Below are 14,188 nucleotides of genomic sequence, written 5' to 3' on the forward strand. Positions count from 1 at the left end.
AGTAAAGCCCTCGGTATCCAGAAAATGGCCCGGTGCAACTGGCGCCAGGCAAAAGCGGCGTGCATTGTGCCCGAAAACAGAGGGCTACGCCAAGTGGCTTGGATTGTCGAGGGGGCTTGGAAGGTTGATGGAGGGCGCTAGGGTCTGTTGACGCTTCGGCGCGAACCGCGAGCGAAACGTCAACAGACCCTAGGTCAGCAGCGTCCAGCGTTGATTGACGAAGAGCTCGATGGGGCGGTACTGGGTCTTGTAGTTCATCTTGCGGCAGTTCTTGATCCAGTAGCCCAGGTAAACGGCTTGCAGGCCCAGGCGCTCGGTTTCGCCGATCTGCCAGAGAATGGCGAAGCGGCCGAGGCTGCGTCGCTCCTCGTCGGGGTCATAGAAGGTGTAGACCGCCGAAAGGCCATTGGGTAGCACGTCGGTGACGGCGATGGCCAGCAGGCGATCTTGCAGGCGGAACTCGTAGAAGCGAGAGAACTGCAGGTCGCGCACCAGGAAGGTGGCGAACTGATCGCGACTGGGTGGGTACATGTCGCCATCGGCATGGCGCTGCTCGATGTAGCGCACGTACAGATCGTAGTACTCCTCGGTGAATGCCGGGCGTACCGAGCGCACGTGGATGTCTTCGTTGCGCTTGAGAATGCGGCGTTGCTGGCGATTGGGGATGAACAGCGCGGCGGGAATGCGCGCCGGAATGCAGGCCGTGCATTGCTGGCAGTGCGGGCGATAGAGATGGTCGCCGCTACGGCGAAAGCCCATGTCGGAAAGTTCGGCATACACCTGTACATCCATGGGCTGACTGGGATCGAGAAACAGGGTGGTGGCCTGTTCGTCGGGCAGGTAGCTGCATGGATGGGGCTGGGTGGCGTAGAACTTCAGGCGAGCCAGCTCGGTCATGGTGGTACCTCGTTAAAGCCTTGCCTCTAGAGTGTAAGCCAGGGTTTTGAGGCCTACCACACGCGTTGGGCAATATCTGTCGAGGTCACAAGCTGTCGGCATTCGCCCGCTGAGTCATGGATGCCAGTCGGCTGTACTGGGCTCGTCCAGATAACGCTGTAGATACTCGGCGAAGGTGGCGCGCGGTATGGCTCTGGCGCCGAAGCTATGCAGGTGTTGCGTGGGCATCTGGCAGTCGATGAGGGTGAAGCCCCATTGCTGCAGTTTGCCTACCAGCGTGACGAAACCCACCTTGGACGCGTTGTCGGTACGGCTGAACATGGATTCGCCGAAGAACAGGCGACCCATGGCCAGGCCATACAGGCCGCCGACCAGTTCCTCGTCCTGCCAGACCTCCACCGAGTGGGCGAGGCCGCGCTCATGCAGGCGCAGATAGGCTTGCTGCATGCCGTGGGTAATCCAGGTGCCATCGGCGTAATCCCGCGGCGCAGCGCAGGCAGCGATGACGGCAGCGAAGTCCTGGTCGAAGCTGACGCGAAAGCGCTGCTGGCGCAACAGCTTGGCCAGGCTGCGGGAAACGTGAAGCTCCTCGGGGAACAGCACCGTGCGTGGATCCGGTGACCACCAGAGGATCGGCTGGCCGTCCTGAAACCAGGGAAAACAGCCGTGGCGGTAGGCGCTGATCAGACGTTCGGCGCTGAGGTCGCCGCCGGCTGCCAGCAGGCCATTGGGCTCGCGCATGGCCTTGTCGAGTGGCGGGAATTGCAATGAGTCACGTTGCAGCCAGGTCAGCATGCGCAGTTTTCCGGCAGGGCAGGGGAGGGCAAGCGTGGCGGCTCGCCCTTGTCCGTCAGTTGTTGTCGAGGAACTTCTCGACATCCAGTGCGGCCATGCAGCCCGCGCCGGCCGAGGTGATGGCCTGGCGGTAGACGTGGTCGGCCACGTCACCGGCGGCGAACACGCCTTCGATGCTGGTGGCGGTGGCATTGCCTTCGCTGCCGCCCTTGATCTTCAGGTAGCCGTCGTGCATGTCCAGTTGGCCGATGAACAGCTCGGTATTGGGCTTGTGGCCGATGGCGATGAACACACCCGCCAGCTCCAGTTCCTGGGTGCTGCCGTCGAGGGTGTTTTTCAGGCGCACGCCGGTGACACCCGTCTGGTCGCCGAGTACTTCATCCAGGGTGTGGTTCCAGTGCAGGCGCATGTTGCCGTTCTCGGCCTTGTCGAACAGCTTGTCCTGCAGGATCTTCTCCGCGCGCAGCTTGTCGCGGCGATGCACCAGGTGCACTTCCTTGGCGATGTTGGAGAGATACAGCGCTTCTTCCACGGCGGTATTGCCGCCACCGATCACGGCCACCACCTGGTTGCGATAGAAGAAGCCATCGCAAGTGGCGCAGGCCGAAACACCCTTGCCGGAGAAGGCCTCTTCCGACGGCAGGCCGAGGTACTGGGCGCTGGCGCCGGTGGCGATGATCAGCGCATCGCAGCTATAGGTGCCACTATCGCCCTTGAGCACGAAGGGGCGGCTCTGCAACTCGGCGGTGTGGATGTGGTCGTAGATGATCTCGGTGTCGAAGCGCTCGGCATGCTTCTGCATGCGCTCCATCAGGGCGGGGCCGGTGAGGCCTTCGACGTCACCGGGCCAGTTGTCCACTTCGGTGGTGGTGGTGAGCTGACCGCCAGGCTGGATGCCGGTGATGATCACGGGCTTGAGATTGGCGCGCGCAGCGTAGACGGCAGCGCTGTAACCGGCAGGGCCGGAACCCAGGATGATCAGGCGTGAATGCTTGACTTCGCTCATAAAAAAACCCCATAAGCCTTTGTCACAAAAGAGAATGCATGCTCCAATTGAGCCGCATGGAATCTGCTGGCGGCTATGCTACACCGAAGCATTGCTGCTGCGGGAGCGCCGTCTGATTGCTCAGGTTATGACGATAGGCGGGCAAAGCCGTACAATGTCTCCTTTTGCGGCAATTACCGATGGACGCGCCTAGCGCGCAGGATATGGCTGTTTTGAAGAATTCCACCTCGCAGACTCTGGATTGGCGCCTGAAACTTCAGTACCGGCTGAAGGAAGGCGCTCTGATCGCCCTGGCAGCACTCTGTGTGTACGTGCTGATGACGCTGCTCACCTATAGCGCTTCGGATCCTGCTTGGGACAACAGCGTTCAGGTTCAGCGCATTGCCAATGCCGGCGGCAGCATCGGTGCCTGGCTGTCCAGTGCGCTATTCGGCGCGCTGGGCTATTTCGCCTACATCTTCCCGCTGCTGCTGGGGGTCAAGACCCTGCAGGTGTTTCGCACGCGCAATCAACCCTGGCACTTCAATGGCTGGATGTTTTCCTGGCACAGCATTGGCCTGGTGTTCCTGATTCTCTCGGGTGTGGCGCTGGGCGACATCCATTTCGCCGCCGGCCCCGGCATGCAGGGTTCCGGCGGCGGCATGCTCGGTGCCAGCCTGGGCGACCTGGCGGTACACGCGCTGAACGTGCAGGGCAGTACCTTGCTGTTCCTGGCGCTGTTTCTCTTCGGGCTGACCGTGTTCACCGACCTGTCCTGGTTCCGCGTGATGGATCTGACCGGCAAGATCACCCTCGATCTGATCGAGCTGATCTACGGTGCCATCAGTGGCTGGTGGAGCGCGCGCAGTCAGCGCAAGCAGATGGTCGCGCAATTGCGCGAGCTGGACGAGCGGGTCAACGAAGTGGCCGCGCCGGTCATCGCCGACCGCCGCGAACAGGCCAGGGTCAAGGAGCGCATGCTTGAGCGCGAGGAATCGCTGAGCAAGCACATGAGCGAGCGCGAAAAGCGCCCGGCTCCGGTCATCGCCACGCCGCCGCCCACCAAGGCGCCGGAGCCGAGCAAACGCGTACAGAAGGAAAAGCAGGCGCCGCTGTTCGTTGACAGCGCCGTGGAAGGCACCTTGCCACCGATCTCGCTGCTCGACCCGGCCGAGGCGAAGAAGGTCGAGTATTCGCCGGAATCGCTAGCCGGCGTCGGCCATTTGCTGGAAATCAAGCTCAAGGAGTTCGGCGTCGAGGTGGCGGTGGATTCGATTCACCCGGGCCCGGTGATCACCCGCTACGAAATCCAGCCGGCCGCCGGGGTCAAGGTCAGCCGTATCGCCAACCTGGCCAAGGATCTGGCCCGTTCGCTGGCGGTGACCAGTGTGCGCGTGGTCGAGGTGATCCCAGGCAAGACCACCGTAGGCATCGAGATTCCCAACGAGAACCGGCAGATCGTGCGCTTTTCCGAAGTGCTGTCGACGCCGGAGTACGACGAAGCCAAGTCGCCGGTGACCCTGGCCCTGGGGCATGACATCGGCGGCAAGCCGGTGATCACCGATCTGGCCAAGATGCCACACCTGCTGGTGGCCGGTACCACCGGGTCGGGTAAGTCGGTGGGGGTCAACGCCATGATCCTGTCGATCCTGTTCAAGTCGAGCCCGGAAGATGCGCGGCTGATCATGATCGACCCGAAGATGCTCGAATTGTCGATCTACGAAGGCATTCCGCACCTGTTGTGCCCCGTGGTCACCGACATGAAGGAGGCGGCCAACGCCCTGCGCTGGAGCGTGGCCGAGATGGAGCGGCGCTACAAGCTGATGTCGAAGATGGGCGTGCGCAACCTGGCGGGCTTCAACCGCAAGGTCAAGGATGCCATCGAAGCGGGCGAACCCATCCCGGATCCCCTGTTCCGCCGCGAGAACATGGATGACGAGGCGCCGCTACTCAAACCCTTGCCGACCATCGTCGTGGTGGTGGACGAATTCGCCGACATGATGATGATCGTCGGCAAGAAGGTGGAAGAGCTCATCGCTCGTATCGCCCAGAAGGCGCGGGCAGCCGGTATTCACCTGATTCTTGCGACGCAGCGCCCCTCGGTTGACGTGATCACCGGCCTGATCAAGGCCAACATCCCGACGCGCATGGCCTTCCAGGTGTCGAGCAAGATCGACTCGCGCACTATCATCGACCAGGGTGGCGCCGAGCAACTGCTGGGCCACGGTGACATGCTCTATATGCCGCCCGGCACCAGTCTGCCCATCCGTGTGCATGGCGCCTTCGTTTCCGATGACGAGGTGCACCGCGTGGTCGAGGCGTGGAAGCTGCGCGGCGCGCCGGATTACAACGAGGACATCCTTGCCGGTGTCGACGAAGGCGGCAGTGCGGGCTTCGAGGGCGGCGGTGGCGAAGGGGGCGGTGAGGGCAGCGAGGAAGACCCGCTGTACGACGAGGCCGTCAACTTCGTGCTGGAAAGCCGCAGAGCCTCCATTTCCGCCGTGCAGCGCAAGCTGAAGATCGGCTACAACCGCGCCGCGCGGATGATCGAGGCGATGGAAATGGCAGGGGTGGTGACCGCGATGAACACCAACGGCTCGCGCGAGGTCATCGCGCCCGGGCCGTCACGCGACTGACAGCCCGGCACCGGCTGCTGGGCTTGCGGTCTAGATATTTCGAGGCGGCTCCGGCTGCCGGCAATCCTTACACGGACTCAAGGGGTTCATATGCGCTTTATCCGCCTGCTGTTGCTGGCTGCTCTGAGTTTCACCTGGCTCACCGCTCATGCCGACGAGGACGCGGCCGTCAAGCGTCTGACCGAATTGCTCAACCAGGCGCAGACCATCAGCGCCCGTTTTTCCCAACTGACCCTCGATGCCAGCGGCACGCAGTTGCAGGAAAGCGCCGGGCAACTGGTGCTCAAGCGCCCGGGGCTGTTCCGCTGGCATACCGACCAGCCCATGGAGCAGTTGCTGGTCTCCAACGGCCAGAAGGTCTGGCTGTACGACCCGGATCTGGAGCAGGTAACCATCCAGACCCTCGATCAGCGTCTGACCCATACCCCGGCGCTGCTGCTCTCCGGTGACGTGTCGCAGATTCGCGAGAACTTCGGGATCGACTACAAGGAAGGCGGCAGCGTGGTCGACTTCATCCTCAAGCCCAAGGCCAAGGACAGCCTGTTCGACAGCCTGCGCCTGTCCTTCCGCAACCGCGTGCTCAACGACATGCAGTTGATCGACAGCATCGGCCAGCGCACCAATATCCTGTTCCTCAACGTGAAGATGAACGAGCCGGTCGACGACAGCCTGTTCAGCTTCGACATCCCCGACGGCGCGGACGTCATCCAGGAGTAAGCCGTGGATCTGTTCGGCCGCCAACCCGTCGCGCAGCCACTGGCTGCGCGTTTGCGTGCCACCAGCCTGGACGAGTACGTCGGCCAGGAGCACGTGCTGGGGCCGGGCAAGCCGCTACGCGAGGCGCTGGAGCAGGGCGCCTTGCATTCGATGATATTCTGGGGCCCGCCTGGGGTGGGCAAGACCACCCTGGCGCGGCTGCTGGCCAAGGTCACCGACGCGCATTTCGAGACCATTTCCGCCGTGCTCTCGGGGGTCAAGGAAATCCGCCAGGCCGTGGAGGTGGCCCAGCAGCACGCGGCGCAGTATGGGCGGCGTACCATCCTCTTCGTCGATGAAGTGCATCGCTTCAACAAGAGCCAGCAGGACGCCTTCCTGCCCTACGTGGAAGACGGCACGCTGATCTTCATCGGCGCCACCACGGAAAACCCCTCGTTCGAGCTGAACAATGCACTGCTGTCGCGGGCCCGCGTCTATGTGCTGAAAAGCCTCGACGAAGCGGCCATGCGCAAGTTGGTCAATCGCGCCCTGAACGACCCGAAAGGCCTGGGCGAGCGCCAGTTGAGCCTGCCGGACGAGGCCTTCCAGATTCTTCTGGCTGCTGCCGATGGCGATGGCCGGCGCCTGCTCAACTTTCTCGAGAATGCCGCCGACCTGGCCGAGGACGGCGGCGAGATCGATGTCGAACTGCTGCAGAACTTGCTGGGTGACAGCCGCCGGCGTTTCGACAAGGGCGGCGAGGCCTTCTACGACCAGATTTCCGCGCTGCACAAGTCGGTGCGCGGCTCCAGCCCCGACGGCGCGCTGTACTGGTACGCGCGCATGCTCGACGGCGGCTGCGACCCGCTGTACATCGCCCGCCGTGTGGTACGCATGGCCAGCGAGGATATCGGCAATGCCGATCCACGCGCCCTGACCCTGTGTCTCAATGCCTGGGACGTGCAGGAGCGCCTGGGCAGTCCGGAGGGTGAGTTGGCGGTGGCCCAGGCCATCGTCTACCTGGCCTGCGCGCCCAAGAGCAACGCGGTGTACACGGCCTTCAAGGCAGCGATGCGCGATGCCGCCGAACAGGGCTCGCAGGAAGTGCCGCTGCACCTGCGCAACGCACCGACCAAGCTGATGAAGCAGCTCGGCTATGGCGACGAGTATCGCTATGCCCACGACGAGCCGGACGCCTACGCCGCAGGTGAGGATTACTTCCCCGAAGCCCTCGAACCACGCCAGTATTACGATCCGGTGCCGCGTGGGCTGGAACTGAAGATTCGCGACAAGCTGCAGCATCTGCGTCAACTGGATGCCAGCAGCCCAAGGCAGAGGAGAAAACCATGATCCGCGTAGCCCTTGCTGTTGCCGTGGGAGGCGCGGCGGGTTCCGTGCTGCGCTTTCTGGTGGCGGGCTGGGTTGCCGGCAACTGGCCACGGCATTTCTACCTCGGCACCCTTGCCGTCAACATCGTCGGCTGCCTGCTGATCGGCCTGCTCTCGGGCCTGTTCCTGACGCGCACCGATCTGCCTCTGGAGCTGCGCACCGGCCTGGTCACGGGCGTGCTGGGCGGTTTCACCACCTTTTCCTCGTTCAGCCTGGAAATCATGAAACTGCTGGAGGGCGGGCGCGCCCCGGAGGCCATCGGCTACCTGGCACTCAGTATCCTGGGTGGTCTGCTGGCGGCCTGGGCCGGTCTGAGCCTGGCTCGATTGGCGTCCTGACCCGCTAAAGCTTTACACTCCACCACCCGCGTCACGCTGGTGGCCGTCACCTTATTTCGCCGATGTATTGAGACCCGAACATGCTCGATTCCAAACTCGTCCGCACGCAACTCACCGAAATCGCCGAGCGCCTCGCCACCCGAGGCTTCGTCTTCGACGTCGCCCGCTTCGAGGCCCTGGAGAGTCAGCGCAAGTCGGTGCAGGTGCGCACCGAGCAGTTGCAGGCCGAGCGCAACAGCCGCTCCAAGTCCATCGGCCAGGCCAAGGCGCGTGGCGAGGACATAGCACCGCTGCTGGCCGACGTCGATCGCATGGGCAATGAACTGGACGAGGCCAAGCGTGAGCTGGATGGCATCCAGGCCGAACTCGATCACCTGCTGCTGACCATTCCCAACCTGCCGCACGAGTCGGTGCCGGTAGGCGCGGACGAAGAAGACAACGTCGAGGTGCGGCGCTGGGGCACCCCGCGTGCCTTCGACTTTGAGATCAAGGATCACGTCGCCCTTGGCGAGCAGCATGGCTGGCTGGATTTCGAGACCGCGGCCAAGCTGTCCGGCGCCCGTTTCGCCCTGCTGCGCGGGCCCATCGCCCGCCTGCACCGAGCCCTGGCGCAGTTCATGATCAACCTGCACACCGCCGAGCATGGCTACGAAGAGGCCTATACGCCTTATCTGGTGCAGGCGCCGGCTCTGCAGGGCACCGGCCAGTTGCCCAAGTTCGAGGAAGACCTGTTCAAGATCACCCGTGAGGGCGAGGCCGACTTCTACCTGATCCCCACCGCCGAGGTGTCGCTGACCAATATCGTGGCCGGCGAGATTCTCGATGCCAAGCAACTGCCGCTGAAGTTCGTCGCCCATACCCCGTGCTTCCGCAGCGAAGCGGGTGCCTCCGGGCGCGATACCCGTGGCATGATCCGCCAGCACCAGTTCGACAAGGTGGAGATGGTGCAGATCGTCGAGCCGAGCACGTCCTACGAGGCGCTGGAAAGCCTGACCGCCAACGCCGAGCGCGTGCTGCAGGCGCTGGAGTTGCCTTACCGGGTGCTGGCCCTGTGCACAGGCGACATGGGCTTCGGTGCCACCAAGACCTACGACCTGGAAGTCTGGGTGCCGAGCCAGGACAAGTATCGCGAGATTTCCTCCTGCTCCAACTGCGGCGACTTCCAGGCGCGCCGCATGCAGGCGCGCTACCGTAACCCGGAAACCGGCAAGACCGAATTGGTGCACACCCTCAATGGCTCCGGCCTGGCGGTGGGGCGCACCCTGGTCGCGGTACTGGAAAACTACCAGCAGGCCGACGGCAGTATTCGCGTGCCCGAAGTGCTCAAGCCCTATATGGGCGGTATCGAGGTGATCGGCTAAGCCGGTTCAGCGGGGTGGCACGGCCGCCTCGTTTCCAAACGGCACGCCTGACGATGGTCGCCGCGCGTAGGGTGTGCTGTGCGCACCAAGGTCTTTCCGCGTAGTTCGGTGTGCACGGCGCACCCTACGAGCCGCCGTTCGTCTTCCCACCTCATGCGAGGCTGATTTATGCAATTCCTTCCGCTGTTCCACAAGCTGCAGGGCCGCCCAGTGCTGGTCGTTGGCGGTGGTGAGGTGGCGCTGCGCAAGGCGCGTCTGCTGGCCGAGGCCGGGGCGCGCCTGCATGTGGTGGCTCCGGAGATCCGCAGCGAACTGCAGGCCATGGCCGGCGAGGCTGGTGTGTTTCTGCGCGGTTACGCCAGCGGCGACCTGCAGGGCGTCGGCCTGGTGATCGCCGCCACCGACGACGAACCGCTCAATGCGCGCATTTCTGCCGAGGCGCAAGCGCTGGGCATCCCGGTCAACGTGGTGGATGCGCCGGCGCTGTGCAGCGTGATCTTCCCGGCCATCGTCGACCGCTCGCCGCTGATCGTCGCGGTCAGCAGTGGCGGGGATGCCCCCGTGCTGGCCAGGTTGATTCGCGCCAAGATCGAAACCTGGATTCCGGCCACCTATGGCCAATTGGCCAACCTCGGCAAGCGCTTCCGTGATCGGGTCAAGCAGCTATTCCCGGATGTGCAGCAGCGCCGGGTGTTCTGGGAGGACGTGTTCCAGGGGCAGATCGCCGAGAGCGTATTCGCCGGCAAGCCGGAGGAAGGTGAACGCCTGCTGGAAGAACGCCTGGCTGGTGCCGCCCCGCGCGCGCTGGGTGAGGTGTATCTGGTCGGCGCCGGCCCTGGCGACCCTGACCTGCTGACCTTCCGTGCCCTGCGCCTGATGCAGCAGGCCGACGTGGTGCTGTATGACCGCCTGGTGGCCCCGGCGATCATCGACCTGTGTCGCCGCGATGCCGAGCGCATCTATGTGGGCAAGCGCCGCGCCGAGCACGCCGTGCCGCAGGAACAGATCAACCAGCTACTGATCGACCTGGCGCGTGAAGGCAAGCGCGTGCTGCGCCTGAAAGGCGGCGACCCCTTCATCTTCGGTCGTGGTGGTGAAGAGATCGAGCAACTGGCGGGCGAGGGCATTCCCTTCCAGGTGGTGCCGGGCATCACCGCCGCCTCGGGCTGCGCCGCTTACGCCGGTATCCCGCTGACCCACCGCGACCATGCGCAGTCGGTGCGCTTCGTCACCGGCCATCTCAAGGATGGCAGCAGCAACCTGCCCTGGAAGGATCTAGTGGCGCCAGGGCAAACCCTGGTGTTCTACATGGGCCTGGTCGGCCTGCCGGATATCTGCGCGCAACTGGTCGCGCACGGCCGTGCAGCCAACACGCCGGCGGCCCTGGTGCAGCAGGGCACCACGCAGAGCCAGCGGGTATTCACCGGCACGCTGGAGAGTTTGCCGCAGCTGGTGGCCGAGCACGAAGTGCACGCACCGACGTTGGTGATCGTCGGTGAGGTGGTCACCCTGCGTGACAAGCTGGCCTGGTTCGAGGGCGCGCAGCGCGGGCTCTGATGCCTGAGCGAAGCAGGGGGAATCAATAAGATCCGCCCAGCGCAATCGGCCTACGGGTGATATACACCCTTGCCCGGCAAGCGCTCGCGATCATGCGCCAGGCTGAAATCCTGCCACGGCCCTTTGGGGATGATGCCGGTAGGGTTGATAGTGGCGTGGCTGGCGTAGTAGTGCGACTTGATATGGGTGAAATCCACCGTCTCGGCGACGCCCGGCCACTGGTACAGCTCGCGCAGCCAGTTGGACAGGTTTGGGTAGTCGAGGATGCGCCGCAGGTTGCACTTGAAGTGCCCGTGGTAGACGGCATCGAAGCGAATCAGCGTAGTGAACAGGCGGATATCGGCCTCGGTCAGGTACTCGCCGGCCAGGTAGCGCCGTTCGCCCAGCAGGGCTTCCAGTTCGTCGAGCGTGGTGAACAGCTCGTCGAAGGCCTCTTCGTAGGCCTCCTGGGTGGTAGCGAAGCCGGCGCGGTAGACGCCGTTGTTCACCGCCGGATAGATGCCCTCGTTGAGCCGGTCGATGCGCTCGCGCAGCGGCTGCGGATAGAGGTCCAGGTCGTTGCCGGTCAGGCCGTCGAACGCACTGTTGAACATGCGGATGATTTCCGCCGACTCGTTGCTGACGATGCGCTGCTGCTGTTTGTCCCACAACAACGGCACGGTAACGCGGCCCGTATATTGGGCATCATCGGCGGTATAGCGCTGGTACAGGTACTCCAGGCCGTCGAGCTTGTCACCGCTGGAGCCATGCTGAGGGTCGAAGGTCCAGCCGTGATCGCCCATCAGCCAACTGACCACCGATACCTCGATCAGATCTTCCAGGCCCTTGAGCTTGCGCAGAAGGAGGGTGCGATGTGCCCAGGGGCAGGCCAGGGAAACGTACAGGTGGTAGCGCCCGGCCTCGGCCTTGAAGCCTGACTCGCCGCTGGGGCCGGCGCTACCGTCGGCGGTGATCCAGTGACGGCGTTGCGCTTCCTCGCGCTGGAAGCGGCCGCTCTTGCCGGTGTCGTACCATTGATCGTGCCAGGTGCCTTCGATCAGCAAACCCATTCGGCCTACCTCTTGTGTGCGAATGAGCCTGCAGTCTATCGCGGTTGCTTCGATAGAAAGATGGAAAAACCTGGATCCGCCTATCGGTCAGCTCGATAAGTGGCGAGCATTCCAGCGTCTTTCCGCCTCGCTGAAGGCTGCGTCGCGATCCAGGCCCAGGCCACGCAAGGCTACGGCCATGGTCGCCAGAATGGCCAGGCGGGCATAGTCATCTTCGGCCTCGCCGCGCCAGACAGCCAGCAGGTGCTCGGCATCCAGGCGCTCGGGTTTGACGTGGCGCTGCGCCGACAGCGCTGGCCACTCTTCGTCCCAGGCCTCGCCGTCGCGCGTCCCGTACAGATGGCAGGCGACGTCCGGGTTGACCTCGATCTCGCCGCCTTCGCCCTTGATGACGATGGCATGATCGCCCAACAGGCGGCTGGCCTCGCGGTGCACGGCCTGATAGCCGGGGTGAAAGATGCTTTGCAGGCCGCAGCGGGCCGCAAGTGGGTTGATCACTCGCGCCAGGGAGTGAATCGGCGAGCGCAGGCCGAGGGTATTACGCAGGTCGATCATGCGCTGCAGCGGAGCCATCCAGTCGCCCAGGTAGGCGAAGGCCAGCTTGTGCTGGTCGAGGGTTTGCGCCACTGCCTGCCAATCCTGGCAACGCGGGATATCCAGGCACGCGAGTAGTTGTTCGGTATACAGGCGCCCGGCCGTATGGGCGCCGCCGCCGTGCATGAAGATGCGCACGCCGCTGGCGGCCAGGGCCTTGGCCGCCAACAGATACCAGGGGAGATGGCGTTTCTTGCCGGCATAGCTCGGCCAGTCCAGATCGACCTGGGCGACCGGTGCGGGCAGACGCTGGCGGATCGCTTCGGTGAAACCGGCCAACTCCTCAGCACTTTCTTCCTTGTGCCGCAGCAGCATCAGAAAAGCGCCGAGCTGGGTGTCTTCGACCTTGCCATCGAGCAGCATGCCCATGGCTTCTCGGGCCTCCTCGCGGGTCAGGCCGCGTGCGCCACGTTTGCCCTTGCCGAGAATGCGCACGAACTGGGCGAAAGGGTGTTCGGCGGGAGTGAGCAGATTCATAGGCAATTGGTCGGTTTCGGCAGGCCAGCGAGCTTGGCCGCGAGTTTGGCGGGCGTGCCCTTGAACAGGCGATTGAGGTGCAGGCTGTTGCCTTTTTCCGCACCCAGTTTCAACGCCACGTATTTGATCAGCGGGCGATTGGCTGGCGAGAGCTGGAATTCGGCATAGAAGTCGCGCAATAGCTGGAGGATCTCCCAGTGCTCATCGCTCAGTTGCAGGTCTTCGCCGATGGCCAGTGCCTCGGCGACAGGGCGTGACCAGTCCTGCAGGTCGACCAAGTAGCCGTCCTTGTCCAGGGCGATTTCGCGTCCACCGACGTTCAGCGAGCTCATAACCAGCTATTGACCTTGGCATAGCGGGTGCAGAGTTCTACGAACCCGGGGTAGTCCACTGGCTGCACCCGCTCCGGTGCTTGCAGGCCACGGGCGGTGAGGTCTTCGTCCAGGGCATGCAGGGCAATGCTGGCCGGCATCAGTTGCAGCGCCTGCAGATTGGCCGTGCCGGGTTGCAGCGCGTAAACCGCATCGCCGCTGAGTAGCAGGGCGTCACCTGCACCGAGCAGACGCAGGCAACTGGCCAGACGGCTGTCGGCGAATGGCGAATGGGAAAGAATATGCAGGGTGGCCATCAGAGGGTGATCACCTGGTCGTAGCGGTCGAGAAGGGCGGTCAGCGCGCTGTCGTCCAGGCGTTGCACCTCGAGGTTCAGTTCGGCCTCGCCGAGGCCGCGCTCGTTCAGGCTGCGCTGGCTGGCATACAGCGCCTCGACGCCGAACATCGGCAAGGCCTGCAGGTTGGCGCCGAGATCCTTCTGTTGCAGCGCGCCAGGCTGCTGGCTAGTGCTCAGTTGCAGCACGCCATCGTCGAGAAACAGCATGCCGATGGGCAGGTCGAAGGCGCCGCCGGCCAGGGCGATATCCAGTGCCTCGCGAGCGCCGGGGCCGCTCCAGGGGGGCTGACGGCTGATGATCAACAGCGATTTGCTCATCAGTGGCCTCCGAAGCAGATCAGGCGGTCGGCCTGTTGCGCCGCCTCGTGCAACTGGCCCAGCCCGGACAGCTCCCAGGGCGCCTGCAGGTTGGCGGCCGGGCGGGCGTAACGCTGTGCCTCTGCCTCATCCAGCACGCCACGGCGCAGCGCCGCCGCGATGCATACCACGGCGTCCAGGCCGTTGGCCGTGACGAACTCGCGCCACTCCCTGGGCATATCCAGCTCATCCTGCGGGGTGACCACGTTGCTGGCGGCGCTGTGCACGCCGTCCTGGTAGAAGAACAGGCGGACGATTTCGTGACCGCCGGCCAATGCCGCCTGGGCGAAGCGCAGGGCGCGGCGCGAGGCGGGCAGGTGGGGGGCGGCGAACAGGGCGATGGCAAACTTCATGGGGCGTCCGACAGCTCAAAACTGCGGCAATGATA

At 64.1% G+C, this 14,188-nt stretch carries 15 protein-coding genes; 6 read left to right on the top strand and 9 right to left on the bottom strand.

Translation table 11 applies throughout. From position 1 onward, the window contains the following. Positions 1 to 189 precede the first annotated feature (189 nt). The 3 genes from PVE35_RS10990 to trxB all read right to left on the bottom strand — a co-directional run bounded on the left by PVE35_RS10990 (position 190) and on the right by trxB (position 2,698). Positions 190 to 897, bottom strand: a complete 708-nt coding sequence (locus tag PVE35_RS10990; protein ID WP_268184058.1) for an arginyltransferase — start codon at positions 895 to 897, stop codon at positions 190 to 192. A gap of 114 nt (positions 898 to 1,011) precedes the next feature. Continuing rightward, positions 1,012 to 1,692, bottom strand: coding sequence for a leucyl/phenylalanyl-tRNA--protein transferase (gene aat / locus PVE35_RS10995; RefSeq protein WP_268184060.1), 681 nt, complete (start codon positions 1,690 to 1,692; stop codon positions 1,012 to 1,014). Positions 1,693 to 1,747: 55 nt separating this feature from the next. Further along, complete coding sequence (gene trxB, locus PVE35_RS11000) at positions 1,748 to 2,698, bottom strand: thioredoxin-disulfide reductase (RefSeq protein ID WP_268184062.1); 951 nt, start codon at positions 2,696 to 2,698, stop codon at positions 1,748 to 1,750. Between the two features lie 203 nt (positions 2,699 to 2,901). Here trxB and PVE35_RS11005 point away from each other — a divergent pair, with 203 nt between their 5' ends. From PVE35_RS11005 to cysG, 6 genes are all read left to right on the top strand, one after another. Next, positions 2,902 to 5,313, top strand: a complete 2,412-nt coding sequence (locus PVE35_RS11005; RefSeq protein ID WP_268184063.1) for a DNA translocase FtsK — start codon at positions 2,902 to 2,904, stop codon at positions 5,311 to 5,313. A gap of 90 nt (positions 5,314 to 5,403) precedes the next feature. Further along, positions 5,404 to 6,030: an outer membrane lipoprotein chaperone LolA gene (gene lolA, locus PVE35_RS11010; protein WP_268184064.1), complete on the top strand. Its 627-nt coding sequence runs from the start codon at positions 5,404 to 5,406 to the stop codon at positions 6,028 to 6,030. A gap of 3 nt (positions 6,031 to 6,033) precedes the next feature. Continuing rightward, positions 6,034 to 7,359 carry a replication-associated recombination protein A gene (locus PVE35_RS11015; protein WP_268184065.1) on the top strand — a complete coding sequence of 442 codons (1,326 nt, stop codon included), beginning with the start codon at positions 6,034 to 6,036 and terminating at the stop codon, positions 7,357 to 7,359. Beyond that, complete coding sequence (gene crcB, locus PVE35_RS11020) at positions 7,356 to 7,736, top strand: fluoride efflux transporter CrcB (protein ID WP_268184066.1); 381 nt, start codon at positions 7,356 to 7,358, stop codon at positions 7,734 to 7,736. The genes PVE35_RS11015 and crcB overlap by 4 nt, the downstream gene beginning before the upstream one ends. A gap of 80 nt (positions 7,737 to 7,816) precedes the next feature. Next, positions 7,817 to 9,097: a serine--tRNA ligase gene (gene serS / locus PVE35_RS11025; protein ID WP_277374644.1), complete on the top strand. Its 1,281-nt coding sequence runs from the start codon at positions 7,817 to 7,819 to the stop codon at positions 9,095 to 9,097. 168 nt (positions 9,098 to 9,265) lie between these two features. Then, positions 9,266 to 10,654, top strand: coding sequence for a siroheme synthase CysG (gene cysG, locus PVE35_RS11030; RefSeq protein WP_277374645.1), 1,389 nt, complete (start codon positions 9,266 to 9,268; stop codon positions 10,652 to 10,654). Positions 10,655 to 10,704: 50 nt separating this feature from the next. On the opposite strand, the gene PVE35_RS11035 is transcribed toward cysG, so the two are convergent. The 6 genes from PVE35_RS11035 to tusD all read right to left on the bottom strand — a co-directional run bounded on the left by PVE35_RS11035 (position 10,705) and on the right by tusD (position 14,153). Continuing rightward, positions 10,705 to 11,703 (bottom strand): glutathione S-transferase family protein, encoded by a 999-nt coding sequence (locus tag PVE35_RS11035; protein WP_277374646.1) that lies wholly within the window; start codon positions 11,701 to 11,703, stop codon positions 10,705 to 10,707. Between the two features lie 87 nt (positions 11,704 to 11,790). Then, positions 11,791 to 12,774 carry a glycosyl transferase family protein gene (locus tag PVE35_RS11040; protein WP_277374647.1) on the bottom strand — a complete coding sequence of 328 codons (984 nt, stop codon included), beginning with the start codon at positions 12,772 to 12,774 and terminating at the stop codon, positions 11,791 to 11,793. Further along, a complete protein-coding gene (locus tag PVE35_RS11045; RefSeq protein ID WP_268184076.1) occupies positions 12,771 to 13,106 on the bottom strand; it encodes a TusE/DsrC/DsvC family sulfur relay protein in 336 nt (111 codons plus the stop codon). The genes PVE35_RS11040 and PVE35_RS11045 overlap by 4 nt, the downstream gene beginning before the upstream one ends. Continuing rightward, complete coding sequence (gene tusB, locus PVE35_RS11050) at positions 13,103 to 13,402, bottom strand: sulfurtransferase complex subunit TusB (protein WP_268184078.1); 300 nt, start codon at positions 13,400 to 13,402, stop codon at positions 13,103 to 13,105. The genes PVE35_RS11045 and tusB overlap by 4 nt, the downstream gene beginning before the upstream one ends. After that, on the bottom strand, positions 13,402 to 13,761 hold the full coding sequence (gene tusC / locus PVE35_RS11055) for a sulfurtransferase complex subunit TusC (RefSeq protein ID WP_268184080.1): 360 nt from the start codon (positions 13,759 to 13,761) through the stop codon (positions 13,402 to 13,404). The genes tusB and tusC overlap by 1 nt, the downstream gene beginning before the upstream one ends. Beyond that, positions 13,761 to 14,153, bottom strand: coding sequence for a sulfurtransferase complex subunit TusD (gene tusD, locus PVE35_RS11060; RefSeq protein ID WP_268184081.1), 393 nt, complete (start codon positions 14,151 to 14,153; stop codon positions 13,761 to 13,763). Before tusD ends, tusC begins: the two co-directional genes overlap by 1 nt. Positions 14,154 to 14,188: the final 35 nt, after the last annotated feature.

Source organism: Pseudomonas sp. AA-38 (assembly GCF_029457475.1).
GTDB lineage: Bacteria > Pseudomonadota > Gammaproteobacteria > Pseudomonadales > Pseudomonadaceae > Aquipseudomonas.

Coding starts and splice junctions, on each gene's coding strand:
- PVE35_RS10990 (WP_268184058.1), bottom strand. CDS start 897: ATGACCGAGCTGGCTCGCCTGAAGTTCTACGCCACCCAGCCCCATCCA.
- aat (WP_268184060.1), bottom strand. CDS start 1,692: ATGCTGACCTGGCTGCAACGTGACTCATTGCAATTCCCGCCACTCGAC.
- trxB (WP_268184062.1), bottom strand. CDS start 2,698: ATGAGCGAAGTCAAGCATTCACGCCTGATCATCCTGGGTTCCGGCCCT.
- PVE35_RS11005 (WP_268184063.1), top strand. CDS start 2,902: ATGGCTGTTTTGAAGAATTCCACCTCGCAGACTCTGGATTGGCGCCTG.
- lolA (WP_268184064.1), top strand. CDS start 5,404: ATGCGCTTTATCCGCCTGCTGTTGCTGGCTGCTCTGAGTTTCACCTGG.
- crcB (WP_268184066.1), top strand. CDS start 7,356: ATGATCCGCGTAGCCCTTGCTGTTGCCGTGGGAGGCGCGGCGGGTTCC.
- serS (WP_277374644.1), top strand. CDS start 7,817: ATGCTCGATTCCAAACTCGTCCGCACGCAACTCACCGAAATCGCCGAG.
- cysG (WP_277374645.1), top strand. CDS start 9,266: ATGCAATTCCTTCCGCTGTTCCACAAGCTGCAGGGCCGCCCAGTGCTG.
- PVE35_RS11035 (WP_277374646.1), bottom strand. CDS start 11,703: ATGGGTTTGCTGATCGAAGGCACCTGGCACGATCAATGGTACGACACC.
- PVE35_RS11040 (WP_277374647.1), bottom strand. CDS start 12,774: ATGAATCTGCTCACTCCCGCCGAACACCCTTTCGCCCAGTTCGTGCGC.
- PVE35_RS11045 (WP_268184076.1), bottom strand. CDS start 13,106: ATGAGCTCGCTGAACGTCGGTGGACGCGAAATCGCCCTGGACAAGGAC.
- tusB (WP_268184078.1), bottom strand. CDS start 13,402: ATGGCCACCCTGCATATTCTTTCCCATTCGCCATTCGCCGACAGCCGT.
- tusC (WP_268184080.1), bottom strand. CDS start 13,761: ATGAGCAAATCGCTGTTGATCATCAGCCGTCAGCCCCCCTGGAGCGGC.
- tusD (WP_268184081.1), bottom strand. CDS start 14,153: ATGAAGTTTGCCATCGCCCTGTTCGCCGCCCCCCACCTGCCCGCCTCG.